24 protein-coding genes are annotated in these 24,641 nt (G+C 63.8%); 12 read left to right on the plus strand and 12 right to left on the minus strand.

Features of this window, described 5'->3' with window-relative positions; all coding sequences use genetic code 11:
* Positions 1 to 91 precede the first annotated feature (91 nt).
* Entirely contained in the window at positions 92 to 370 is a 279-nt protein-coding gene (locus HNP46_RS23010; RefSeq protein WP_184593593.1) for a hypothetical protein, read from the plus strand.
* Between the two features lie 138 nt (positions 371 to 508).
* Here HNP46_RS23010 and HNP46_RS23015 read toward each other — a convergent pair whose 3' ends face one another.
* The 6 genes from HNP46_RS23015 to HNP46_RS23040 all read right to left on the minus strand — a co-directional run bounded on the left by HNP46_RS23015 (position 509) and on the right by HNP46_RS23040 (position 4,296).
* Positions 509 to 892, minus strand: coding sequence for a hypothetical protein (locus HNP46_RS23015; protein ID WP_184593595.1), 384 nt, complete (start codon positions 890 to 892; stop codon positions 509 to 511).
* Positions 893 to 910: 18 nt separating this feature from the next.
* Complete coding sequence (locus tag HNP46_RS35925) at positions 911 to 1,663, minus strand: hypothetical protein (protein ID WP_260403241.1); 753 nt, start codon at positions 1,661 to 1,663, stop codon at positions 911 to 913.
* A 161-nt stretch (positions 1,664 to 1,824) separates the two neighbouring features.
* On the minus strand, positions 1,825 to 1,977 hold the full coding sequence (locus HNP46_RS23025; protein WP_184593597.1) for a hypothetical protein: 153 nt from the start codon (positions 1,975 to 1,977) through the stop codon (positions 1,825 to 1,827).
* A gap of 135 nt (positions 1,978 to 2,112) precedes the next feature.
* On the minus strand, positions 2,113 to 2,544 hold the full coding sequence (locus HNP46_RS23030) for a hypothetical protein (RefSeq protein ID WP_184593599.1): 432 nt from the start codon (positions 2,542 to 2,544) through the stop codon (positions 2,113 to 2,115).
* Between the two features lie 618 nt (positions 2,545 to 3,162).
* The gene (locus tag HNP46_RS23035; protein WP_184593601.1) at positions 3,163 to 3,498 is read right to left on the minus strand and encodes a hypothetical protein; all 336 of its coding nucleotides are present in this window, start codon (positions 3,496 to 3,498) and stop codon (positions 3,163 to 3,165) included.
* A gap of 360 nt (positions 3,499 to 3,858) precedes the next feature.
* The gene (locus tag HNP46_RS23040) at positions 3,859 to 4,296 is read right to left on the minus strand and encodes a hypothetical protein (protein WP_184593603.1); all 438 of its coding nucleotides are present in this window, start codon (positions 4,294 to 4,296) and stop codon (positions 3,859 to 3,861) included.
* A 475-nt stretch (positions 4,297 to 4,771) separates the two neighbouring features.
* On the opposite strand from HNP46_RS23040, the gene HNP46_RS23045 reads away from it, so the two are divergent.
* Positions 4,772 to 5,245, plus strand: coding sequence for a BRO-N domain-containing protein (locus HNP46_RS23045; RefSeq protein ID WP_184593605.1), 474 nt, complete (start codon positions 4,772 to 4,774; stop codon positions 5,243 to 5,245).
* Positions 5,246 to 5,735: 490 nt separating this feature from the next.
* On the opposite strand, the gene HNP46_RS23050 is transcribed toward HNP46_RS23045, so the two are convergent.
* The 3 genes from HNP46_RS23050 to HNP46_RS23060 all read right to left on the minus strand — a co-directional run bounded on the left by HNP46_RS23050 (position 5,736) and on the right by HNP46_RS23060 (position 9,557).
* Positions 5,736 to 7,226 (minus strand): aldehyde dehydrogenase, encoded by a 1,491-nt coding sequence (locus HNP46_RS23050; RefSeq protein WP_184593607.1) that lies wholly within the window; start codon positions 7,224 to 7,226, stop codon positions 5,736 to 5,738.
* 38 nt (positions 7,227 to 7,264) lie between these two features.
* Positions 7,265 to 8,164 carry a dihydrodipicolinate synthase family protein gene (locus tag HNP46_RS23055; RefSeq protein WP_184593610.1) on the minus strand — a complete coding sequence of 300 codons (900 nt, stop codon included), beginning with the start codon at positions 8,162 to 8,164 and terminating at the stop codon, positions 7,265 to 7,267.
* Between the two features lie 73 nt (positions 8,165 to 8,237).
* A complete protein-coding gene (locus tag HNP46_RS23060) occupies positions 8,238 to 9,557 on the minus strand; it encodes an NAD(P)/FAD-dependent oxidoreductase (RefSeq protein WP_184593612.1) in 1,320 nt (439 codons plus the stop codon).
* A 582-nt stretch (positions 9,558 to 10,139) separates the two neighbouring features.
* On the opposite strand from HNP46_RS23060, the gene HNP46_RS23065 reads away from it, so the two are divergent.
* Complete coding sequence (locus tag HNP46_RS23065; protein ID WP_311771834.1) at positions 10,140 to 11,162, plus strand: GlxA family transcriptional regulator; 1,023 nt, start codon at positions 10,140 to 10,142, stop codon at positions 11,160 to 11,162.
* Between the two features lie 48 nt (positions 11,163 to 11,210).
* Here the strand turns inward: HNP46_RS23065 and HNP46_RS23070 are convergent, their stop codons facing one another.
* Entirely contained in the window at positions 11,211 to 12,161 is a 951-nt protein-coding gene (locus tag HNP46_RS23070) for a LysR family transcriptional regulator (RefSeq protein WP_184593614.1), read from the minus strand.
* Between the two features lie 210 nt (positions 12,162 to 12,371).
* On the opposite strand from HNP46_RS23070, the gene HNP46_RS23075 reads away from it, so the two are divergent.
* The 7 genes from HNP46_RS23075 (at position 12,372) to HNP46_RS23105 (ending at position 20,617) form a co-directional block, all read left to right on the plus strand.
* Complete coding sequence (locus HNP46_RS23075; RefSeq protein WP_184593616.1) at positions 12,372 to 13,583, plus strand: aromatic ring-hydroxylating oxygenase subunit alpha; 1,212 nt, start codon at positions 12,372 to 12,374, stop codon at positions 13,581 to 13,583.
* A 95-nt stretch (positions 13,584 to 13,678) separates the two neighbouring features.
* Complete coding sequence (locus tag HNP46_RS23080) at positions 13,679 to 14,605, plus strand: DMT family transporter (RefSeq protein WP_184593618.1); 927 nt, start codon at positions 13,679 to 13,681, stop codon at positions 14,603 to 14,605.
* A gap of 263 nt (positions 14,606 to 14,868) precedes the next feature.
* The gene (locus tag HNP46_RS23085) at positions 14,869 to 16,032 is read left to right on the plus strand and encodes a quaternary amine ABC transporter ATP-binding protein (protein WP_184593620.1); all 1,164 of its coding nucleotides are present in this window, start codon (positions 14,869 to 14,871) and stop codon (positions 16,030 to 16,032) included.
* Positions 16,033 to 16,100: 68 nt separating this feature from the next.
* Positions 16,101 to 17,048 (plus strand): glycine betaine/L-proline ABC transporter permease ProW, encoded by a 948-nt coding sequence (gene proW / locus HNP46_RS23090; protein ID WP_184593623.1) that lies wholly within the window; start codon positions 16,101 to 16,103, stop codon positions 17,046 to 17,048.
* A 60-nt stretch (positions 17,049 to 17,108) separates the two neighbouring features.
* A complete protein-coding gene (gene proX / locus HNP46_RS23095) occupies positions 17,109 to 18,128 on the plus strand; it encodes a glycine betaine/L-proline ABC transporter substrate-binding protein ProX (RefSeq protein WP_184593625.1) in 1,020 nt (339 codons plus the stop codon).
* 90 nt (positions 18,129 to 18,218) lie between these two features.
* The gene (locus HNP46_RS23100) at positions 18,219 to 19,565 is read left to right on the plus strand and encodes an MmgE/PrpD family protein (protein ID WP_184593627.1); all 1,347 of its coding nucleotides are present in this window, start codon (positions 18,219 to 18,221) and stop codon (positions 19,563 to 19,565) included.
* A gap of 8 nt (positions 19,566 to 19,573) precedes the next feature.
* Complete coding sequence (locus tag HNP46_RS23105) at positions 19,574 to 20,617, plus strand: GlxA family transcriptional regulator (protein ID WP_184593630.1); 1,044 nt, start codon at positions 19,574 to 19,576, stop codon at positions 20,615 to 20,617.
* Between the two features lie 249 nt (positions 20,618 to 20,866).
* On the opposite strand, the gene HNP46_RS23110 is transcribed toward HNP46_RS23105, so the two are convergent.
* A complete protein-coding gene (locus tag HNP46_RS23110) occupies positions 20,867 to 21,625 on the minus strand; it encodes an SDR family NAD(P)-dependent oxidoreductase (RefSeq protein ID WP_184593632.1) in 759 nt (252 codons plus the stop codon).
* A gap of 8 nt (positions 21,626 to 21,633) precedes the next feature.
* Positions 21,634 to 22,401, minus strand: coding sequence for an SDR family NAD(P)-dependent oxidoreductase (locus HNP46_RS23115; protein WP_184593634.1), 768 nt, complete (start codon positions 22,399 to 22,401; stop codon positions 21,634 to 21,636).
* A 212-nt stretch (positions 22,402 to 22,613) separates the two neighbouring features.
* On the opposite strand from HNP46_RS23115, the gene HNP46_RS23120 reads away from it, so the two are divergent.
* Together HNP46_RS23120 and HNP46_RS23125 are read left to right on the plus strand one after the other, a co-directional pair.
* On the plus strand, positions 22,614 to 23,555 hold the full coding sequence (locus HNP46_RS23120; protein ID WP_184593636.1) for a LysR substrate-binding domain-containing protein: 942 nt from the start codon (positions 22,614 to 22,616) through the stop codon (positions 23,553 to 23,555).
* A 101-nt stretch (positions 23,556 to 23,656) separates the two neighbouring features.
* Positions 23,657 to 24,580 (plus strand): 2-hydroxyacid dehydrogenase, encoded by a 924-nt coding sequence (locus tag HNP46_RS23125; protein WP_184593638.1) that lies wholly within the window; start codon positions 23,657 to 23,659, stop codon positions 24,578 to 24,580.
* Positions 24,581 to 24,641: the final 61 nt, after the last annotated feature.

The following is a 24,641-nucleotide window of genomic DNA, read 5'->3' on the forward strand; positions in this document are numbered from 1 at the left end:
TCACACTACAGGGTGAATCTTCAGGCGTGCTCCCGCTATACTCGCGGAAGGCTCTGAGCGAGAGCATGGGTAAACCTGAAGAGTAAGCACGGTGGAAATAAAGTATCCGGTTCTACGAAATCTTTTGATTTCAGTTTTCTCTGTGGAGGTCGGTCTTTCCGAAGAGTTGGAGATGGCTTTTACGGAGTGTTACCTCCAGAACACGGAAGTGCGACTAGCTCTTAGAGATGAATTGATTGCATTTGAGGCGAGCGGCGAATCATGGAGAGAGCTGCTCGATAATGAGAGCTGGTGTGTTGCTCCAACCGATTCGGAAGACGAGGCGCGAGAGTACATCATGGAAATATTTGGCGCCCGAGTGTTGAGCTGAGACTGAGGAGCAGGCTGGCCACAAAGGATCATGGTGGATAGCTTGAAAGTCCGCTTCGGGCCGGCAGCGGCCTCTCGCCTGGAGCTACAGTCGGCCAGAATCGGGCTTTTAGATTCTAGTGAAGAATTTAATTATTAACTAAACTGCTTTAGCAGGAACCCCCTGCTCACGAAGAAGTTTTTCCAGTTCATCTGAAAAATCAAGAAATCCATCAGCAGGAATCTCTTTCGAAGCTAACAGTGCCCTAACCGACGGAGCTAAATAAGGAAAAATTTCCGCTAAGTCTTTTTTTACCCATCCAGAAATGCTGAAACACACTGGATCTGTATCTTCTTCTCCGCTTCTTCCGACAAGAGCGTACTCAACTTCGCCCAGCCTTAAAATATAGGCGGGAAATTCCTCGTAGCGCCCGGATTGATCCCATTCCAAGTTGATATCTTTTATTGCTGCCGCAACTAAATCGGCCAACTTATTTAGTTCCCCTTCAACAAGAATTTCAGCGCCAGCAGCTACTCTAAACATGTCGAACTCCGATAGTTGTTAACCAATTACACACAGTGCGTATATTCGTTGGTCAGGCCGATAATCTATTGGGACACCCCAGCCAGTTACCTCCATCACACCGAATTTCTCGTCAGTGTAGAACCACTGCTCGTTATCGTCGTATTCCAATTCGGTAAGGCTTAACAAATCCACGATAAAATGGCCGAGCCGAATATCGCCGGGGAGGCGCCCTTGGTAAATTAATGGCTCTGCCATGTCTCCCTGGAAGCTAAAATCATAGGCTTTTATCGCGCACAATCTTCCCTCTCTAAACATCAAGGATAGCGCGGGCATCTCTCGCTTAAACTTACTTATCACACTCCGATCAGAGAGATGAAAATAGAGAATCCCCTCGCCATCTTCATCATCAAAATAGCTCTCCAGGCTTAGTAGTGGCCCCCTTGAAAATCTGTATTCGTTCGAGCCAACCATATATCGAGACAGCACAAGATCAAGACTCTTTTTGCTGATGCCGATGGGTACTCCAGCTAGAGACGCGCCTGGTACAATTGGCGCGTCCCATGAGATTGCAAATTGGAAGGTTTCCTTCTGAAGATAAGGGATGTCGCGCCCAATGATTGCTTCGATTTCCTCTGCTTCACCCAGAAAAGCTTCCGACAGCGAGTGGGTTATAGATTTGGCAATCCAAATTGGGGTCGTTGTTGTAATTACGATGTCCCCACTCTCTTCGATCTTCCTCAATGACTCCAGTATTACATCCACATACTTCTGATTCTCGATTTTGCTCATGACTGGCCCATGGTCAATTTTTGTTTTTATGGCGCTGAGTTTTAGGAGGCTTCAGCGCGAATCCGGCTAAAAATTGGCAACCTGTGCATTCTGACATCATGGGGAAAACATCCGCTATGGGTCGAAAGCATCCCCAGGATGAGGCTGCCTCTACCGATCGATCACGAGCTTGCCTGAACTACTCGCTTGGCGACTGCCTGGAGGATCCAGCCGATGGTTTCGGCGGGGATGCGGGTGATTTTGCTGTCTATGTAGGACGCCAGCTCGTCGACGTGGACGTAGATGCCTTTGGGCTCGAGTTCCTTGAGGAACATGCGTCCGTCGTTGCCGAAGGTGAGGAGGAAGCGGGAGGCGGCGAGCTGCTTCCTTAAATAGATGTTGCGATCGAAGGCATTGAGCTCGGCCGGTGATGCTAACGGTTCTAGAGTAGGAAAATAAATCTGTCCCCTTTACCCCTTTAGTCTTGAGCTGGCATTCCACTCAAAATGAGCCAGGAGCTCATCAACCATAGCGTTCCCCGACGGAATCATGGCCTTGAAACTTCCACTCAGCAGCGCGTCCTCCACTGCGTCTCGAACCGTCATATCGAGGTCAATTCGAGTCACCGTCCAGTTCAGATCAAAGAACGCAATACTCACGGGAATCTCACCGAACTCCTCCTGGAATTCATCAATATGCTGTCGCTCGCGCTTGGTCATTTCCACGAAAAGCAATTTGACCACTGCATCCATAGCGGCGGTTTGCATTGGAGCCACGTCACCTTCCTGGCCCGACCACAGGGTTGGCTCGGCAAGATGGATAAGCTCACTCGATCCAGTTTTGCGTACACGCTCAGCAAAGCAAGCGTTAGGTGAAATCAAGAAGTGAACTGTACGCTGCATTTTCCCATTCCTCGAAATTTCATCATGATCCTGCGTGCTAAGGCAGTCGTGTGGTCGAGTCACTCAACTTGAAGTTCTGCTTCGCCGTCTATAGCCGGCGCATTTTTGCATTCTGCTGTCAGGGAAGTGTGTGCTCGATATTACTGTAAACATCACCACTGTATAGCGCCTTGGCGAGACTTTTCGGGCCTTTACTGCGCTGCTCATTCGACGACTGAATTCATCCGCGCAAGGCCGCTTTGGGGCGAAAGCAGCCCCTAGGCGAGGCTGCTTTGCGCCTCGATCATGAGCTTGCCTGACCACTCGCTTGGCGATTGCCTGGAGGATCCCACAGATGGTTTCGGGTGGGATACGGGTGATCTTGCTGTCTATGTAGGACGCCAGCTTGTCGACGTGGGTAAATGCCTTTGGGCTCGAGTTCCTTGAGGAGCATGCGTCCGTCGTCGCCGAAGGTGAGGAGGAAGCGGGAGGCGGCGAGTTGCTTCCTTATGTAGATGTTGCGATCGAAGGAATTGAGCTCGTCCGGTGATACGAACGGTTCTCTGCAGAATAGGAAAATAAATCTGTCCCCATTGCCTGTCCTAAATGCTGCCAAATTCAAACTATTACCCCTAGACCTCATAATTCCATATAAAAAACTCCTCCGAAATCAATAAATGGTGCCCTGTGAATTTCTGTGGAATATGACAAAGGGAAAAGATCTTCTATCGAGGTAGTCTGAGCCGAACCGAGTTCACTCAAAAAGCTGTGAAGTTGTCCTTTTGAAAGGGTGACTAAGTTTTTGTTAACAAAGAACACCTTGTCATTAGCAAACAAGCCAATGGAAAACACATCCCCAAACCCAACGATATAGCCATCAAAGGATTGTCCAGTTGGGGTTGAAAATTTTGCTTTAAATGAAAGATCGAATATCGAATCCCCCAAATCATCAATCGTCAGTACCGGATATTTCAATTCATCACTATCATCGTATCGCTAGATCGGATGTTCTTCATATTCCATTCGCCCTAGAAAATCTTTTGCCAAATTATTCTTCATGTATTGAGTCCTTTCACCGGCCTAGTGCCAGGGTTTTGGAGGCGGGTGAATCCCCTTGTCTCGGCATTTACAGTGTGCCCCGTGATACTGGTCAGCGATAACAAGTCTACGAAGTTTCATGTCCTACCTGAATCAGCCAAAGAGTCGTTTGAAGCGTCTTACGACTCTCAAGGCTTGTGCATTTCGGTCAGTCACGCTGTCTGAGATCCATGCCCTCCAGTGTCGATTGATGCCAGCATGTCAATACGGACGTCCGTTTTGGGTCAGGCCTGTTGATCAAAGAAAATCTTTACGCCAATCTAAATATACAAGGTCGCGGTCGAATTCTCTTTTCAGCTCAACGGAGTAGTATGACAATCGCGCTATCTCGGATGGTGTCTCATGCCAGATCATTTCCGCAATTTGGCGCATACTTAATCGCTCAAGCAAGCTCTTATAGAACGCATTCACGATTTCTCTCGAACGAGCGATATCTTTAGAGAAGAACAGGGAAACCTTTTGGGAGGTTTCCTCCAGAAGGTAAGGGATGTCGCACTCAATGATTGCTTCGCTTTCCTCTGCTTCACCCAGAAATGCTTCGGACAGCGAGTGGATTATAGATCTGGCAATAGAGGTTGGGGTCGTTGTTGTAATTACGATGTCCCCTCTATCTTCGATCTTTCTCAATGACTCCAGTATTACATCCACATACTTCTGATTGTCGATCTTGCTCATGACTGGCCCATGGTCAATTTTTGTTTTTATGGCGCGGAGTTTTAGGAGGCTTCAGCGCGAATCCGGCTAAAAATTGGCAACCTGCACATTCTGACATCATGGGGCAAACATCCGCTACGGGTCGGTAGCTGACTACAAAAGTCGCCAATCGCCACCCCGTAATCTTGACGTCTCGAACGCCAAACAGTCCTCGCTTGACCGCCGCACCCCCACGCCATAACCTCGCCCGGCCCCTGTGAAAGCGACAGGGGAGCGGGTTTGGCGACCCGATAAAGTCATTGTGCGACCCGCACGGATAAGTCCTGCGCCGTAGTTTTATGGGCGTGGTGCTTTGCTATGGCGAGCCGCGCAGGGAGACCTTCGGGTCTGCCGGGTGATGACTGCCGGTTCGCCAACCCTGCGCGGTTCCGCCTCCCAATCCGTTTGGCGACGGATGAGGGGGCTGTCATGGACAGTCATAAAAGGGTTTGCATGAATGGACGACATCTACGTTCCCACCGTTTTCCACCGCTACAACCGTTCTCTGCGCGGCGTGCTGATCGACAACCAGCCCTGGCTGGTCGCCCGCGAGCTGGGCTATCTGATCCGCGAGCGAGTCGAGTCCTATGTGCTTCGGCTGGATGATGATCTGTTTCGCGAGGCGCGCCTGGTGACGGGCAGTGGCGAAGAGGTCGTGTTGTTGCTCAGCGACTTTGGCGTTTTCCATGTGCTGCAGCGTTATCGCAATCCGGAGCATCGGCCGTTGCGTCGCTGGCTCACCGGCCATGTGCTGCCGGTGCTGAGGGATCAGGGCGCAGTGGCGGCGGGCCTGCCGCAGCGGATGCAGGCGAAGGGGGAAGGGCGGCCGCTGGCGGTGCTGGATTGGCAGGGTGAGTTGTGGGTGCCGATGGCGCAAGTGCCGCGATTGATGCGCGAGGAGCGGCGTGGGCGCTGGTGGCGCAGGGAGTAGGTGCGCGGCGGTGGAGAGCGCCTGTCGGCGCTGATCGCGGACAGAGTCCGCTCCTACGAGGGAAGTGTGCGCAAGCCATGCCGCCGCCACCTGCGTAGCGCCTTTGTAGGAGCAACTGTCTTTGTTCCAGACGTCTGTGCCTGGGTTTCCCTCTCCCTAACCCTCTGACTAGGCGTCCCCCCCATGAAGGGAGAGGGGACCGTTCGATGCAGGTTGAAACGATGGTGTCAGCCGGCACAGACAGCTCCCTCTCCCTTCGGAGCGGGGCGCGCAGCCAGGGCGGGGGAGAGGGACCGCCCTGGTAGGGTATTAAAGTAGGAGCGGATCTTATCCGCGAATCCGGCCGGCAGGCCGGCGCTACCCAATGGCACCGCTATCGCGGTGATCGCGGAGAAGCTCCGCTCCTACAGGGAGCAGGCGGGCGTCGCCCGAGAAGGTAGGGCGAATAACCCGGAACGGGTTATCCGCCGCAGGCGGGCTGCCGGATGACTCAGGACGCGTCGATCCAGATGGTCTTGATCTCGGTGTACTGGTCGTGGGCCCAGGCGGACTTGTCGCGGCCGCCGAAGCCGGACTCGTTGTAGCCGCCGAAGGGGGTGGAGGCGTCGCCTTCGCCGAAGCAGTTCACCGTGACGATGCCGGCGCGGATTTCCCGCGACAGGCGCAGGGCGTGGCGCAGGTTGCTGGTGTAGGCCGAGGCGGCGAGGCCATAGACGGTGTCGTTGGCCAGGCGGATGGCCTCGTCGATGTCGCGGAAGGTGGTGACCGCCAGCACCGGGCCGAAGATTTCCTCGCGGAACAGCCGGCTCTGCGGGGACACGTCATTGACCACCGTGGGGCGGATGAACACCCCCTGATCGGTGTCGCCACCGTGGACGAACGCCAGCTTCTCGCCCTGGGCGTACTCCAGGTACGAGCGCACCTTGTCGAAGTGCGCCGGGCTGACCATGGCGCCCAGGCGATTGTCCGGGTCCATCGGGTCGCCGAGCTTCCAGTCGCGCAGGTGCACGCCGATGCGTTCGAGCAGGGCGTCGCGCACGTCCTCGTGGACGATCAGCCGCGAGGACGCCGAGCAGTTCTCACCCATGTTCCAGAACGCGCCGTTGACCACGTGCTGGGCGACCTGGTCGAGGTCCTCGACATCGTTCATCACCACGGCGGGGTTCTTGCCGCCGCATTCGAGCACCACGCGCTTGAGGTTGGAGTCGGCGGCGTAGCGAAGGAACCGCCGGCCGGTCTCGGTGGAGCCGGTGAAGCTGACCATGGCCACGTCGGGATGGCGGCCGAGGGGTTCGCCGGCGTCCTCGCCGCTGCCCGGCACCACGTTGAACACGCCGGCCGGGATGCCGGCCTGCTGCGCCAGTTCGGCGACGCGCAGGGCGGTGAGGCTGGTTTCCTCGGCCGGCTTGACCACGATGGAGCAGCCGGCGGCCAGGGACGGGCCGATCTTCCAGGCCAGCATCAGCAACGGGAAGTTCCACGGCAGCACCAGGCCGACCACGCCGATGGGCTCGCGTACCACCAGGGTCACGGCGTTGCTGCCCACCGGGGCGGTGGCGTCGTAGACCTTGTCGATCAGCTCGGCGTGCCAGCGCAGCGTGTTGATGGTCTCGGGCACGTCGATGGTCTCGCACTCGCGCACCGGCTTGCCGCTGTCCAGGCTTTCCATCACCGCCAGTTCGTGGGAGTGCTCTTCCAGCAACTGGGCGAAGCCCAGCAGCACGGCCTTGCGTTCGGCAGGCGAGCGCTTGCTCCACACGCCTTGCTCGAAGGCCTGGCGGGCGGCGGCGACGGCGCGGTCGACGTCCGCTGAAGTACAGGCGGCGATGTCCGCCAGGTGCTCGCCGGTGGCCGGGTTGCGGGTGGCGAAGGTCTTGCCGGAAGCGGCGTCCTGGAAGCGCCCGTCGATGAAGGCGCGGGTGGGGAACTGCAGCTCGGCGGCGATGGCCGCGTACTCGGCCCGGGTGAGGAGGTCTGCCATTGTTCTTGTCCTTCTCTGGATGGTCTGGCCTGGCGGGGTTACGCCTGGACGATCTGCGCGACGTTGCGCTTGAGGGTGTCGACGACGTCCTTGAGTGCCGCCTTCTCGGCCTCGGTCATGGCCTTGAGCGGGGCACGTACGCCGCCGGTGCGCAGGCCGTTGAGCTCGCAGCCGACCTTGATCGACTGGACGAACTTGCCGCCTTCGAGGAAGTCCATCAGCGGCATCATCGCCGCCATGATGCGCCGGCCCTTGGCGAAGTCGCCCTGCACCACGCAGGCTTCATAGAGCGCCACGTGCTCGCGGGGGATGAAGTTGGAGCCGGCGCAGACCCAGCTGCGCGCGCCCCAGGCGAAGAATTCCAGGGCCTGATCGTCCCAGCCGCAGGACAGCTGGATGTTCGGGTGGCGGCAGGCCAGGCGGTGCAGCTGGCCCATGTCGCCGGAGCTTTCCTTGATGGCGCAGACGTTCTTGCGCGCGGCGATGGCGGCGAAGAACTCCTCGCCCATTTCCACGCTCATGCGGCCGGGGTAGTTGTAGAGCATGATCGGCAGGCCGGCGGCATCGTCCACCGCCATCACGTGCTCGGCGATCTCCTGCTGGGTCGGCAGGGCGTAGGGCGGCGAGCCGGCCAGCAGGGCGTCGGCCTTGATCTCCTTGGCCGCGCGGGCATAGGCCACCGAGTCCTCGGTGCGGATCGCGCCGGTGCCGACGATCAGCGGCAGGCGGCCGCCGATCACGTCCTTAGCCTTGGCGGCGAGGTCCAGGCGCTCCTGGGCGGTGTGGGCGTAGTACTCGCCGGTGGAGCCGCCGATGATGATGCCGTGGACCTTCGCCTCGATCAGGCTTTCCAGCACGTCGGCGAAGGCCTGGGTGTCGATCGAGCCGTCGTCCTTCAGGGGGGTGATGGCCGGGGTGTAGATACCTTCAAACTTCACGGTGCTTTCTCCAGTGGGGGAATAGTTGCCGTGTGCGCGGGCTTGCCTGCGACGCGACTGTCGAATCGGGTTGTCAGCTTTCCCGGCCGGCGCGGTACTGGCCCCAGCTCAGGTTCATGTTCACCCCGGCCGAGAGGAACGGCTCGGGCGGGTTGGCATTGGGGCCGGGGGAGGCGAGCAGGTAGTCGATCAGCTCGCTCTTGTGCCCGGCCAGCCAGTCGGCCAGCAGCTTGCCGGTGACGGTGCCGCGGGTGACGCCCAGGCCGTTGCAGCACAGCGCGCCGAAGACGTTGGGCGCCAGTTGGCCGAAGTAGCCCAGGTGGTTGCGCGACAGCGCCAGCGAGCCGCCCCAGGTGAATTCGAAATCCACCCCCGGCAGCATCGGGAAGCGCCGGGCGAAGGACTCGCGGTGGCGGCCGACGATGCGTTCCAGGTAGCGCGGGCTGCTGCGGCCATCGGGGTTGAAGCTGAAGCTGTTGCGGATCAGCAGGCGGTTGTCCGGGGTGCGCCGTACGGTGGTGCCGAAGGGGTCGGCGGGGATCAGCCCCCAGTACGGCTTGCCGCCCAGGCGCGCCTGTTCTTCCGCGCTCAGTGCGCGGGTCAGGCTGGCGTAGGTGAACACCGGCAGCATGCGTCCCTTGAGGAAGCCGAAGCTCATGCCGAAGGCGTTGTTGGTCAGCAGCAGGTGCTGCGCGCTGATGCTGCCCTGGGCGTGGCGCAGCACCACCTGGGCGCCGTAGTCGACCTCGGTGATCGGGGTGTTCTCGTAGAGCGTGACGTTGGCCGGCAGCGAGTCGGCCAGGCCCTTGACCAGCGCGGCGGGCTGGATCAGCACGGTGCCGGGGGTGAACAGCGCCTTGCGGTAGAAGCCCGTGCCGATGTGCTCGGGCAGCTCGGCCGCCTCGATCATCCGGTAGTCCTGGCCGAGCTTGTCGAGCCCGCGGCGGTAGGCTTCGAGCACGGCGATACCACGGTCCTCGATGGCCGCCTGGTACTTGCCGCAGGCCTTCATCTGGCAGTCGATGGCGTGTTCGCGGACCAGCTCCTTGAGCAGGTCCTGGCCCATCAGGTTGAGCTTGAGGCTGGTTTTCGCGGTGGCGATGTCGCCGATGTAGTCCTCGGCGCCGATGTCGTGGGGCAGGTCGATGGCAAAGCCGGCGTTGCGCCCGGAGGTGCCGAAGCCGACTTCCTGCGCCTCCACCAGGATGATTTCCTCGTTGGGGAAATGCAGCGCCAATTGGCGAGCGGCGGCCAACCCGGTGAAGCCTGCGCCGACTATGACCCAGCGCGCCGAGCTGTGCCCCGAATGCCGCGGCCGCACTTGCCGGGCTGGGCTCAGGTGATACCAGCCGCAGCGTTTATCGTCGGCGGGCAGATAGGTGATCTTCGTCATTGCAGGGACCTGTTGTTACTTTTATCGGCCAATAGCTATCCCTTGCGTGGAGCCGAAGCTTCACGCGAGATCTCTGGAGCGCGCGGGTGGTGGATGGCTGACGCTGGCGGTCAGCGGAGACTGTCGATGGGGCCGGGCCCTCTGCGGCGCCGGTTTTCGGATGGCGCGGTTTGCGCCGTTGGTGTGACGACTATAGGAGCGGCTCCGACGGAGCGTCTAATTACATTTTCTGGGATCAATTCATACGCTTACAGGGGGCTTCGGGCTTGGCCGGCGATGTGTACTCGGCCGTCGGCAGCACCGCTCATGCACCGTTGAAAGCCCCGGATTGACTGGCCTGCACGCCGCTGGTGAGGGGATTCATGTGGCGCTTTCAGGCGTTGCCAGCGCCAGGGCGTGATGCGCCAGGGTCATCCATTGCCACGGATTTCCCCCGTGCGAATCCGTCGCCGATTGCGCGCGGGTAGCGCGGCCAGTAGCCGAGCGCGAAGGCGTTTGTATAATCCGTTTCCACAAGCGGCAGGCCACGCGGTGATATCCGCGCTCGCACCTGCCAACAAGAAATCGCCGAGGTACGCCGCCGTGGAAAGAAGACAGTTCAGCGAATCGATGCAGGGCCAGAACCTGCGCTTCGTCGGCGAGCGCAAGAGCGACCCGCAGCGCCAACGCAAGGTTGGCTTCGTGCTGCTGGAACACTTCTCCCTGCCGGCCTTCACCCAGGCGCTGGATACCCTGGTCACCGCCAACCTGATCCGCGAAGGCGCCTTCGCCACCCGCACCTACAGCCTGGATGGCGAGTCGGTCACCAGCGATCTCGGGCTGGTCATCTGCCCGGCGTCAGCGCTGGAAAGCAAGTACCTGGACATGGACCTGCTGGTGGTCTGCGGCGGCCTGCGCACGCCGCTCAAGGACATGCCCCACCTCAGCCGCCTGCTGCACCTGGCCGACGAGCGCGGCATCGCCCTGGCCGGCTTGTGGAACGGCGCCTGGTTCCTCGGCAAGGCCGGTCTGCTGGACGGCCACAAGTGCGCGGTGCACCCGGAGAACCGCGCCTCCCTGGCGGAGGTGGCGCGCAACTGCGTGGTCACCGCCGAGAGCTACATCCTCGACCGCCACCGCCTCACCGCCGGCAGCCCCACTGGCGCCTTCAACCTGGTACTGGAATGGGTCCACCAGCTGCACGGCCGCGAGCTGGTGGAAGGCATCGTCGATATCCTCGCCTTCGAGGAGTCGCGCTACCGGCGCACCCGCCCGGCGTTGCACGAGAAGATGACCCAGCCGCTGCGCGACGTGCTCAACCTGATGAGCGCGAACATCGAGGAACCGCTGAGCCCGGACCAGCTCTCGGAATGCGTGGGGCGCTCCAAGCGCCAGCTGGAGCGGCTGTTCCAGGAGCAGCTGGGCACCTCACCGGTGCGTTACTACCTGGAGCTGCGCATCACCGAAAGCCGGCGCCTGCTGCAGCATTCGGACCTGTCGCTGGTGGAAGTGGCGCTGGCCTGCGGCTTCGTCTCGCCCAGCCATTTCAGCAAGTGCTACACCTCGTTCTTCGGCTACTCGCCGTCCAAGGAAGTGCGCTTCGGTTGCGTGCGCTCGGCCAAGTGAGGGCAGGGCGCCCGCACTGCGCAATGGCTCGTTGACGGCCCGCGTCGATCAGAACTGCGCCGCCAGCCAGTCACGCAGGCGGCAGCAGGCGTCGTCGTCTTCCTTGTCCTCGTTGAACGCCAGGTAGTGGTGCGTGTCGTGCAGCACCAGTTCCTGCTCTACCGGGCGGATCAGCGAGCCGTTGGCCACCAGGTGGTTGACCAGGTGGTTCCAGCCCAGCGCCACGCCCTGGTGGCTCAGCACCATCTGCACCAGCAGGTTGTAATCGTTGGCATTGAAGAAATGCGGGCGCTTGCCGGGGCCGTTGTCGATGTCGATGTCGTGGAAGGCCATCCAGACGGCCCAGTCCACGTGCTCGGCGACCTGCGAGCGGCCGTAGGGCGTGAGGTTCAGCAGGGTGGCTTCGCGCAGCCCGTCGAGGCTGGCGATCTGCGGGTGCTGCTCCAGGTACTGCGGCGTGCACACCGGGTAGATGAGGTCGTGCATCAGCGGCAGGTTGCGGTAGCCCTCGCGGACCCGGGTCATCTTGGTGACGAAGATGTCCGGCCGCACGCCCGGTTCCATGGAGAGGAAGTTCTGCGTGGTGATCAGGTTCAGTTCCACGTCCGGGTTGGCGTCGAAGAAGCTCGGCAGCCGGTGCGACAGCCACAGCGCCGAAAAGGCCGGCGAGCAGCACAGGGTGACGATGCGCTTGGACACGCTGTTGTTGCGGATGCGCTCGGCGGCCTGGGAGATGTTGACGAACGACAGCTGCACCGCGTCGAAGAAGATCGACCCCGCGGGGGTGAGCTCCACCGCGCGGCCCACGCGCTTGAACAGCTCGGCGCCCAGGTAGGTTTCCAGCTCGCGGATCTGCCGGCTGATCGCCGCCTGGGTGACGCACAGCGCCTCGGCGGCGCGGGTGAAGTTCTGGTACTTGGCGGCGGCGACGAAGGACTTCACGGCGCGCAGCGAAGGCATCTTGATCAGTGTCTGATCCGGTTCGGTGTGTTTGACCATAACTTCAGGTAATCAAGACCTTGGATAAAATGTCGGTTCTTCCGCGCCTGCCCCCGTCCTAGACTGCCCGCATGCTGTGATCGCGGAGGGCTGGCGGTGACTTGTTTGCGTGGAGATTAGCCCAAGCGCTGCCCCGCAGAAAGCCTCCGCCGCACCACCGGTTCCGCACGCACCGTTCCATACCGCGCCTGTTCTGGAGTGCCTATAACAATGGATAAGAAAGCTGCAGTACTTGACCTGATTCGCCAACGCAAGGCACGCCACGCGCTGCCCCGTGCCGTCTACAGCGACCCTGAGGTGTATCGCCAGGACCTCGAACAGCTGTGGCACCGGGAGTGGATCTTCGCCGGGCATACCTTCGAGCTGGAGAAGCCCGGCCAGTACCTGACGCTGCAGATCGGCGACTACCCGATCGCCGTCGTGCGCGGCGCCGACGGCCAGGTCCGCGCCTTCCACAACGCCTGCCGGCACCGCGGCACCAAGGTCTGCACCGAGAGCAGCGGCAAGGTCGCCAAGCTGGTCTGCCCGTACCACAAGTGGGTGTTCGACCTCGACGGCAAGCTGCTCTTCGCCGGCAACATGGGGCCTGAATTCAACCCCGCCGAATATGGCTTGAAGCCCGCCCACTGCGAGGTGGTGAATACCTACATCTACGTCTGCGTGGCCGAGCGCGCGCCGGACTTCTCGCGCTTCCGCGATGCCGTGTCGCCCTTCATCGGCCCGCACAACCTGGAAGACTGCAAGGTCGCCTTCGAGTCCAACCTCGTCGAGCGCGGCAACTGGAAGCTGGTGTTCGAGAACAACCGCGAGTGCTACCACTGCGACGGCACCCATCCGGAGCTGCTCAACTCCTTCGTCGAGAACCTCTCGGTGGCCGGCGTGGGCGGCGAGGACGACCCGGAGCTGAGCGCCCACTGGGACCGCTGCGAGGCCGCCGGCCTGCCCAGCCGCCTGGTGATGGACGAGGACGGCCAGTACCGCATGACGCGTATCCCGCTGTCCGCCAACGCGGTCAGCTACACCATGGACGGCAAGCCGGCGGTGTCGCGCCGGCTGGACCGCAGCGGCGAGCCAAACATCGGCGCGCTGCTGTACTTCAACTACCCGTCCACCTGGAACCACTTCCTCGGCGACCACGCCCTGAGCTTCCGCATCCTCCCCCAGGGCCCCAACGAGACCCTGGTGACCACCCGCTGGCTGGTGCCCAAGGACGCCCAGGAAGGCATCGACTACGACCTGGAGCGCCTGACCCGCGTGTGGATCGCCACCAACGACCAGGACCGCCGCCTGGTGGAAGGTGCGCAGATGGGGGTGAATTCGCCGGCCTACGAGCCGGGCCCGTATTCCTCCATCGCCGAGAACGGCGTGTGCCAGTTCGTCGACTGGTACTGCGAGCGCATGACCCGCCGACTCAGCGACTGAGCCAGTTTTCGCTGTAGAACAACCCCGCTTCGCCCTCCCGGCGAAGCGGGTTTTTTGTGGCTGCTCGAAACCCCTTCCATCGCCCGGAGCCGCTCATGCGCCTGATGCGTTTTCGTCTCGCCAACCCGCATTCCCAGGGGTTCTTCCTGGTCCTGCTGGCCGCCTTCTGCTATGGCCTGCAACCCCTGTTCGCCAGCTTCGCCTATGCCGGCGGCGCCAACCCGGTCGGCCTGCTGCTGGCACGTTTCGCCATCGCTGCGGCCCTGCTGCTGATGGGGTTGCAGTACCGCCGTATCCGTCTGCCGGGCGCTCGGCTGATCCGGCAGAACCTGATCCTCGGTGTGGGCTACGGCCTGGCCGCGCTGGGCTACTACAGCGCCGCGCGGGCCAGCTCGGTGAGCCTGGCGGTGATCCTCATGTACAGCTTCCCGGCCATTGTCACCGCCGTGTCGATCGCCTGGCTGGGCGAGCGCACCAGCGCGCTGAAGCTGATCGCGCTGCTGCTGGCGCTGGGCGGCGTGACGCTGGCGACCGGGCTGAGCCTCAAGGGCCTGTCGGTGGGCGCGCTGTGGGCGCTGTTCGCGGCCATGGCCTATGGCTCGGCGATCATCTACGGCACCCGACGCATCCGCCATGACCACCCGCTGGCGTCGGCGGCGGTGGTGCTGCTGGGTTGCGCGGCGACCTTCGCGGTGGCCGCGCTGACGGAGGAGGCTCGCTTCCCGGCCACGGGCCAGGCCTGGCTGGCGACGGCGGGCCTGGCGCTGTTCGCGACGGTGATCCCGGTGGCGGCGTTTCTCGCCGGCTCGCCTGCGGTGGGGCCGTCGACGGCGGCCACGCTGTCCACGCTGGAGCCGCTGGTGGCGGTGGCGATCGCGGTCTGGCTGATGGGCGAGCAGCTCACCCTGGGCATGCTCGGTGGTGGGCTGATGGTGCTGCTGGCGGCCGTGTGCCTGGCCCGGCCCGCGCCTGGAATCCCCGTGGCGAGCCCCGTGGCAGAAGGCGCGGGCCTGGATCGATAACATGCAGTTATGGTTTTGAGCGAGCAAATGTCGTTGGACGCTCACCCCTCGGAACCCTAATTTTGACTCACGGCGAGCCACCTGACAGGGTCCGGAAAACAGGGCCGCCGCAAAGCCTTGCAGGAGCTTCTGCAAACCGGAAGGGCCGGCGCGTCCTGAGCCGCGCGGGCCGCTCTTCTTCCGGCGTACGCGAATGCTACGAGGCCATGGGGCCAGCGGCAGCATGACCTTGAACACAAGAATAAGCACAAGGTGAGGAAAGTATGAGCCAGACCGACGACATCCTTTCGGTGAGCAACATCTTCAAGGTCTTCGGGCCGCGCCCGGACGAGGTGATGGAGATGCTGCGCAAGGGCGCTGACAAGAACGAGATCTTCCGCAAGACCGGCCACGTGGTCGGTGTGTTCGACGCCAGCTTCTCGGTTCGCCGCGGCGAGATCTTCGTCATCATGGGCCTGTCCGGCTCCGGCAAGTCGACCATGGTCCGCCTGTTCAACCGGCTGATCGAACCCACCGCCGGCAGCATCCACCTCAATGGCCGGGAGATCACCGGGCTGTCCGACAAGGCGCTGCTCGACGTGCGCCGCAAGGAGATGGGCATGGTCTTCCAGTCCTTCGCCCTGATGCCGCACATGAGCGTGCTGGAGAACGTCGCCTTCGGCCTGGAGATCGCCGGCGTCGCCGAGAAGGAACGCCACTGCCGCGCCGGCGAGGCGCTGGCCCAGGTCGGCCTGGCCGGCCATGAGCACAGCTACCCGCATCAGCTCTCCGGCGGCATGCAGCAGCGCGTCGGCCTGGCCCGTGCGCTGGCCAACGACCCGACCATCCTGCTGATGGACGAAGCCTTCTCCGCCCTCGATCCGCTGATCCGCCACGAGATGCAGGGCGAGCTGATGCGCCTGCAGGCCGAGCAGCAGCGCACCATCATCTTCATCTCCCACGACATCGAGGAAGCCATCCGCATCGGCCACCGCATCGCGATCATGGAAGGCGGCCGGGTGGTGCAGATCGGCACCCCGCAGGAACTGCTCAACAACCCCGCCAACGAATACGTCGAGACCTTCTTCCGCGGCTTCGACAGCTCCCGCGTGCTCAAGGCCGGCGACGTGGCGAAGCTCGACGCCGCAGTGCTCTGCCGGGTCAACGGCCGCGGACCGCAGCCCAAGGTCGGCGTGCCGTTCAGCTACCTGATCAACGAGCGCGACCAGTTCATGGGCGTGATGTCGGCGGACGCCGCCTTCGCCGAACTGGCTGCCGGCCCCTGCACCCGCCACGAAGACCACCCGGTGTACACCGACACGCCGCTGCACGACGTGCTGGATATCGTCGCCGAGCTGCCGTACCCGGTGCCGGTGCTCGATCGCAGTGGTGCGCTCAAGGGCACCATCTCGAAGAACCAGCTGCTGCAGACCCTGAGCCGCCACTGAGCGCACGCCGTCTTCGCCGTCCCTGACGCCTGCCTCCGGGCGTCCCCCGCTTGAAAAGGTACGCAAGCATGTCCGAGTCCAGTTTCCTCGATCCCTTCCAGAGCGCGGTCATCCCGCTGGGCGAGTGGGTCGAAACCAGCCTGAACTACCTGGTGCGCAATTTCCGCGATGTCTTCCACGCCATCCGCTGGCCCATCGACCAGGTGCTCAACGGCTCCGAGCACGTCTTGCAGAGCGTGCCGCCGACCATCGCGATCCTTGTCGCCGCGCTGTTCGGTTGGCAGCTCGCCGGCCCGCGCATGGGCGTGATGTGCGCCGTCACCCTGACGCTGCTGGGGCTGATCGGCGTGTGGTCGGAGTCCATGACCACCCTGTCGCTGGTGCTCACCTCGGTGTTCTTCTGCGCGCTGATCGGCATCCCGCTGGGCATCCTCTGTGCCCGCAGCGACCGCGTCGAACGCGTGGTGCGCCCGCTGCTGGACGCCATGCAGACCCTGCCGGCGTTCGTCTACCTGGTGCCGGTGGTGATGCTGTTCGGCATCGGCAACGTGCCCGGCGTGCTGGTCACCATCGTCTTCGCCGTGCCGCCGCTGGTGCGCCTGACCAACCTGGGTATCCGCCAGGTGCCCGAGGACAAGATCGAAGCCGCCCGCGCCTTCGGCTGCACCCCGCGGCAGATGCTGACCCGCGTGCAGCTGCCGCTGGCCACGCCGACCATCATGGCCGGCGTCAACCAGACCCTGATGCTGTCCCTGTCGATGGTGGTGATCGCCTCGATGATCTCTGTCGGCGGCCTCGGCCAGATGGTCCTGCGCGGCATCGGCCGGCTGGACATGGGCCTGGCCACCGTGGGCGGCGTCGGCCTGGTGCTGCTGGCGATCTTCCTCGACCGCCTGACCCAGGCCATGGGCGAGCGCACCCGTTCCGACCCCAGCCGCCGCTGGTACCACAGCGGCCCCGCCGGCCTGGTGCTGCGACTGTTCAGCAGCCCGCCGGCGGTACAAAAGAGCGTCTGATTCCGCTGTTCTTCCTCACCCTGCCGACCCCACAACGAAAAGAACAAGAGGTACGCAACGATGCAATTCGAGTCGATCAAGAACAAGCTCCTGCACTGTGCTTCGGTGCTGTCCCTGAGCCTGCTGTCGCTGTACGTGCTGGCTTCGCCGGACAAGCCGGGGGAGGGCGTGAAGGTCACGCCGATCTTCCCGCCGATCGCCGAGGAGCGCTTCCGCGGCGAGCTGGCCATGGCCGGCCTGCGCGAGCTGGGTTACGACGTGCAGGAACCCAAGGAGACCGAATACGCGGCGATGATGGTGGCGCTGTCCTACGGCGACGCCGACTTCACCGTGCACTTCTGGGACAAGCTGCACGACGCCTTCTACCAGAAGGTCGACGGGCCCAATACCCTGGTCAAGGCCGGTGACGTGATCCCCGGCGTGCTGCAGGGCTACCTGATCGACAAGAAGACCGCCGACCAGTACCACATCAAGTACATCACCGACCTGAAGAAACCCGAGCTGGCCAAGCTGTTCGACACCGACGGCGACGGCAAGGCCAACCTCACCGGCTGCAACCCCGGCTGGGGCTGCGAGCTGGTGATCTCCCACCACATGAAGGCCTACGACCTGGAGAACTCGATCAACGTCAACCAGGGTTCCTACTTTGCCCTGATGGCCGACACCATCACCCGCTACAAGCAGGGCCAGCCGATCCTCTACTTCACCTGGGTGCCGCAGTGGATCGCCGGCGTGCTGGTGGAAGGTCGCGACGTGGTCTGGCTGGAAGTGCCGAAGACCGACCTGCCCGACGGCAACAACAGCGTCAACACCACCTATGACGGCAAGAACCTGGGCTTCGCCATCGACAAGGTCGAGGCGCTGCTGAACAAGGACTTCGCGCAGAAGAACCCGGTGGCACTGAAGTTTCTCTCGCAGCTGCAGATCAAGGCGGACGACGAGAGCCAGCAGAACCTGCGCATGCAGAAGGGCGAGAACAAGCCCGCCGACATCCGCCGTCATGCGGATGAGTGGATCGCCGCCCACCGCCAGGAATGGGATGCCTGGCTGCAGGCCTCGCGCGCGGCTGCCAAGCAGTGATGCGCAAGCAATGAGATAGGACGGGTGCCCGGTTCCGGGCACCTGCGCTTCCCCCTCCGACAAAGCCTTCTTCGCCTGGGAGAGCCCCCGATGTCGCTGTATTCGTTCGTCCGCGAGTTTCACTTCGAGCAGGCCCCGGCGCGCACCCGCGAGCTGATGCAGACCTGCCTGCTGGATATCCTCGGCGTTGCCGCCGGCGCGCGGGACAACGCCACCAGCCAGGCCGTGCGCCGCTATGCGTTGAATCACCACCCGGCCGGCGTGCTGTCCAGCCGCCTGCTGTTCGATGGCCGCGCCGTGCACCCGCTGGGCGCGGCCTGGGCCGGCGGCTTCTGCGTCGACAGCCTGGACGCCCACGAAGGCCACTTCACCTCCAAGGGCCACGCTGGCGCCACCGTGGTGCCGGCGCTGCTTGCCCTGGCCGATGCCTGCCGCCAGCAGGGCCGCAATATCAGCGGCGCCGAGTTGATGACGGCGCTGACCCTCGGCTACGAAACCGCCCTGCGCGCGGGCGCTGCGCTCATGGCAACCGCGCACGAATATCACGCCTCCGGAGCCTTCTCCGGGATCGGCGTGGTGTGCGGTGGCGCGCGCCTGCTGGGTTTCGATGAAGAGCAGTTCCGCCATGCCCTGGGCATTGCCGAGTACTTCGGCCCGCGCTGTCCGATGATGCGCCTGGTGGACCACCCCAGCATGCTGCGCGACGCCCACGGCGCCGGCGCCCATGCCGGGCTCAACGCGCTGCTGCTGGCCGAGGCCGGCGTCACCGGCGCGCCGGCGGAGACCGTGGAATTCCTCGAAGTCGCCGAGCACTGGTGTGACCTCGGCGCGCGCTGGGAGATCGACGCGCAGTACTTCAAACCCTGGCCGGTGTGCCGCTGGGCACAACCGGCGCTCACCGCGCTGACGGCGCTGATGGCCGAGCACCCGGCGATCCGTGGCGAGAACATCGAGCAAATGCGCGTCGAGACCTTCCACGAGTCGGTGCGCCTGCAGGGCCATCGCCCGGCCAACGCCGACGAGGCGCAGTACGCCCTGGCCTTCCCGCTGGCGGCGCTGGCCGTGCGCGGGCAGGTGGGGCCGCTGGAAGTGACCGGCGCGGCGGTGCACGCGGCGGACATCCTGGCGGTCAGCGAGCGGGTGGAGATCGTCGAGAGCGACGAGCTGTCGGCGCGCTTCCCGGAGGAAATCCTCTCCCGCGTGACGGTCCTGCTCAAGGACGGCAGCCGCTTCGTCAGCCCCATCACCCAGGCCAAGGGCGACCCGCAGACGGCCATGAGCCGCGCGGAATTCCGCGCCAAGTTCGACCTGCTGGCGGGCATCTCGCTGAGCCCGGCGCTGCGCGACGAGATCGACGTGGCCATCGCCGAACTGCCGGCCAGCGTCAGCTGCGAGCGGCTGTTCGGGCTGATCCTCAGTGCACCCCAGGGTGCCTGAGCGCCCCCTTGCGCACCTCCTTCGAAAGCGTGCTGCGCAGTCGCAACCTGGCCCATCTGCCGCAGGGCAAGCGCGTAATCGCCGCGCTGCAACCGGCGCGGCGGGTGGTCTTCGTGCTGCGCGAGCACTTCTCCCAGCTGGCGTTCTCCGCCGCGATGGACGCGTTGATCACCGCCAACATCATGACCGCCGTGCCGCTGTTCCAGGTGCAGGTGGCCGGCAACGAGGGCAGCGTCACCAGTGACCTGGGGCTGGCGCTGGCGACGGATATCCGCATCGCCGATCTGCACGCCGGGCCGCAGGACATTCTCGTCGTCTGCGGCGGCTTCCGCGTGCGCCTGGCGGCCGATCCCTTGCTGCGTGCACGGTTGCGCCAGGCCGACTCGGCTGGCGCGGTGTTGGGTGGACTGTGGAACGGCGCGTATTTCCTCGCCGAGGCCGGACTGCTCGAGGGTCACGAATGCGCCTTCCATCCCGATGGCCGGGCGATGCTGGCGGAAGTCTTCCCGAACGTGAAGGTCACCTCGCGTGCCCGCGTTGTCGACCGTCGTCGGCTGACCTGCGCCGGCCACCACAGCGCGCTGGGGATGATGCTCGATCTGGTGGGTGAGGCGGGCGGGCCGGAGCTGCGCTGCGCGGTGGAAGAGGTGCTCAACTGCGACCAGGTGCCGGACGCGGGCAGCGCGCCGGTGTCCTCGATCGAGGCCGATCCGGGCCTGCCGCGTACCCTGCGCCTGGCGCTGGAACTGATGAGCAGCCATATCGAGGAGCCGATGCAGCAGGAGGAGATCGCCCGCTATGCGCGCATCTCCCGTCGTCACCTGGAGCGCCTGTTCCGTCGCCACGTCGGCACCACGCCGGAGCGCTACTACCTGGAACTGCGCCTGACCCATGCGCGCCAACTGCTGCAGCACACCCAGCGGCCGTTGATCGAAGTGGCATTGGCCAGCGGCTTCTGCAGCCTGCCGCACTTCCATCGCTGCTTCCGCGAACTGTTCAACGTCACGCCAGGGCAGTTCCGCGCGCGTGGTGGCTTGCTCGTTCCCTGCTAGGAGCGAGCTGTGCTGTCACTGCACGGAAACGATGGGTATCGCTACGCTCCACGCCATCCTACGTTGTGCATCCCGGATGCTGTCGCGTGGTCTTCAAAGGCTGTCGCGAAGGCGTCAGCGATCAGAGAGGCTTTTGTAGGATGGGTGGAGCGCAGCGATACCCATGCGGATCGCTGCGCTGGAGTCGATGGGTATCGCTACGCTCCACGCCATCCTACGGGGTGCCGGGATTTGCTCGCGAAGTGTGCGTCAGAACGGCAGCGGCAGCTTCGCCGTGCGTCCGCCGTCGATGACGATCACCTGGCCGGTGATGAACGCCGACGCATCGCTGGCCAGGAACACCACCGCGTTGCCGATATCCTGCGGTTCGCCGGTGCGGCCCACCGGGTGCAGGCGGAGCAGGTCGCGGCGGGCCTGGGCGGGGTCGGCCTGGGCATCGATGTAGGCGTCGCTCAGGTCGGAGTTGATCCATCCCGGTGCGATGGCGTTGCAGCGGATGCCGTCGCGCCCCAGGTCCACTGCCAGGGCACGGGTGAAACCGTGCACGCCGGCCTTGGAGCCGCAGTAGGCGGCATGCCAGGGGTTGGCGCCGATGCCTTCGATGGAGCCGATGTTGACGATGCTGCCACCGCCACGCTGGCGCATCTGCGGCAGCAGCGCCTTGGCCAGGAACACCGGGGCGCGCAGGTTCACCGCCATCATGCGGTCCCAGTCGTCCTCGCTCATCTCGTCCAGCGACTGTTCGAACATGAAGCCGGCGTTGTTCACCAGGATGTCCGCGCCGCCGAAGCGTTGCTGCACTGTGCGGGCGATGAGCCAGGGCGCCTCGCGGTCAGCCAGGTCGGCCTCGCACCAGGCCACGCGCGGGTGCTTGCCCAGCTCATCGTCCAGCCCCTGGCGCTGGGCGATCAGCACCTGGGCGCCGGCCAGCAGCAATTTCTCGGAGATGCCCCGGCCGATGCCGCGCCCACCACCGGTTACCACGGCGACTCTGTTCTTCAGGTCCATGCGCCACCTCAACCCGAAACCGGCTTGGCGCCGGTCACTTCCAGGGCTTCGCCGGCGATATAGCGCGCCTCGTGGGACGCCAGGAAGGCGATCACATCGGCGATGTCTTCCGGCTCCGCGATGCGCCCCAGCGGCACGCTGCGGTTCAACTCCTCGATGGCCTTGTCCGGGTCGAGCCCCCGGCGTGCGAAGCCGCTGCGAATCATCGGCGTGTTGATCTCGTGCGGGCACACGGCATTGACGCGGATGCCGAACGGCGCGGCGTCGCGCCCCATGTTGCGGGTCAGCGCGGCCACCGCGCCCTTGCTGGTGCAGTAGGCGACGTGGCCGGGGCCGGGATAGACGCCCCACACCGACGAGGTGTTGACGATGGCGCCGCCGCCACGCTGCTTCATGTGCGGGATGGCTGCGCGGCAGAGGAAGAACACCGCCGTGAGGTTGACGTCCAGCGCGCTGAACCACATCTCGTCGGTGGTTTCCTCGATAGTCCCGCGAGGGATGATGCCGGCGTTGTTGAGCAGGATGTCGAGGCCGCCGAAACGCTCCACCGCGCGGGCGATCAGCGCTTCGCAGTATTCCTTCTCGCGCAGGTTGCCGGCCAGGTACTCGGCCTCCGCGCCCAGGCGTCGCGCCTCGGCCACCCTGGCCTCGCAGCCCTGGGCGTCGAGGTCGGAAATCATCAGCTGCGCGCCTTCCTTCGCGAACAGCCGCACCAGTGCCTGGCCAACGCCACCGGCGCCGCCGGTGACCACCACCACCTTGTTCTGGAATCTCATCGGGCATTACCTCGAAGCGCAAATGGGAGAGGACTTGCGTGGTGGATGATCGATAGCCGCCGGTTCGCCTGACAAACGAGAAATCCGTCGCCTTCGCTTAACCTGTGCTCAAGCGAGGGCTGTCTGCGGGCCCGCAGTTCATCGGCGGCGGTGTTCGCCGCTGCGGCCGGCTGGTTAACTGTCCCGACGACACCCGAGCGGGAGCCCACCCCATGACCGGCCTGCGTGATCTGCCACCGCTGAATGCCCTGCGCACCTTCGAGGCCGCCGCCCGCCATGGCAGCTTCAAGCAGGCGGCGGAGGAGTTGTGCGTGACCCAGGCGGCGGTCAGCCGGCAGGTCCAGGTGCTGGAAGCGTTCTATGGGCTGCCGCTGTTCCTGCGCAGCAACCGCCGGGTCGAGCTGACCGGCCAAGGCCAGACGCTGTACCAGGCCGCCACCTCGGCGCTGCAACACATCGCCAGCACCTCGCGGGACCTGCTGCGCAGCAGCGGGCAAGACTTCCTGCCGCTGCACACCACCAGCGCCTTCGCCCAGCTCTGGCTGCTGCCGCGCTTGCGTCGCCTGCGCCTGGCGCACCCGGACCTGCAACTGCACCTGATCAGCGGCGAGGGCAATCCGGACTACCGCGAAGGCTTCCAGGCCGCGGTGACCCTGGGCCTGGAGGAGCACCCGCAGTACCAGGCGCAGGAGCTGTTCTCCGAGGAAGTCTTCCCGGTCTGCACACCGGGCTTTCTCGCTCGGCATCCGCAGGCGGCGACCCTCGATGGCCTGCTCGGCCTGCCGCTGCTCAACCTCAGTGCCAGCCACTGGAAGGCGCGGCTGTGGGAGCCGGTGGATTGGGCCTTCTGGCTCAAGCGCCTGGGGCTGAAAAGCCAGCCGGCGCGGGAGGCCATGAGCTTCAGCCACTTCTCCCTGCTGATCGACGCGGTGCACCAGGAGGAGGGCGTGGGCCTGGCCTGGCGGCATCTGGTACAGCACCAGCTGGATGCCGGAAGCCTGGTGCGCCCGGTGCCGCAGAGCTGGAAGGCGGATGAGCGCAAACACTATTTCGTCTGCCGGCGCGAGCTGGGTAACAGCAGACAGCTACAGCAGCTGTGCGACTGGCTGCTGGAGGAAACCGAACCGTTGCGTGCAAACCTGCGTGCCGACTGATTGTCGCTGCCTGGCGCAGTGAGGGCGGTGCGCGGCAAATCGGGGCGGGGAGAGCGCCCCAGACTGATGGACAACCTGAAAACAACAGCGAGGAACAGGACGTGATCTTTCTTTACAACGCCGAACCCGAACATGCGGCCCAGTGGAAGGCGCTGCTGACCGCCCAGGTGCCGGACCTGGAATTCGTCGAGGGTTTCGAGGCGGTCGACCCGGCGCGGGTCACCTACCTGCTGACCTGGAAGGCGGTCGCCGATATCGAGCGCTACACCAGCCTGCGCGTGCTCTTCGCGGCGGGCGCCGGGGTGGACCAGTTCGACCTGAGCCGGATTCCCGAATCGGTGGCGCTGGTGCGCATGGTCGATGATTCCCTGGCCGACATCATGGCCGAGTTCGTGGTGATGTCGGCGCTGGCGCTGCACCGCGAGATGCCGGCCTACCGCGTGCAGCAGGCTGCGCAGGTGTGGGAGCCGCTGAGTATCCTGCCGGCGGCGACCAGCCGCGTCGGCGTGATGGGGCTCGGCCAACTGGGCCAGGCGTGCCTTGCGCAACTGCGTCACCTGAAATTCCAGCTGCTGGGCTGGAACCGTTCCGCGCGGCAGATCGACGGGGTGACGACCTACACCGGCCCCGAGCAACTGGAAAGTTTCCTGTCGCAGTGCGACATCCTGGTCAACCTGCTGCCGCTGACCGACAGCACGCGCGGCATCCTCAATCGCGAAACCCTGGCGCAATTGCCCAGGGGCGCCGGCCTGATCAACGTTGGCCGGGGCGAGCACGTGGTGGAGGCCGACCTTGTCGCAGCGCTGGATGCCGGGCAGGTCGGCGCGGCGATCCTCGATGTGTTCCAGCAGGAGCCGCTGCCCGAAGGCCATCCGTTGTGGTCGCACCCGCGTGTGTGGGTTACCCCGCATGTGGCCAGCACCATGCAGGTGGAAGGCGGCGCGGCGGCGGTGGCGCAGAATCTCCTGCGTGATCTGCAGGGCAGCGAGCTGCTGCACACCGTGGATCGCCGCGCGGGCTACTGAGGCGGCCGCGACGGTCGGGGAGTGCGGTACAGTGCGCCACCGCATTTCCCCCCGTTTCCCG

Origin of the sequence: Pseudomonas nitroreducens, from assembly GCF_014204515.1 — a bacterium.
Taxonomy (GTDB): domain Bacteria; phylum Pseudomonadota; class Gammaproteobacteria; order Pseudomonadales; family Pseudomonadaceae; genus Pseudomonas; species Pseudomonas nitritireducens_A.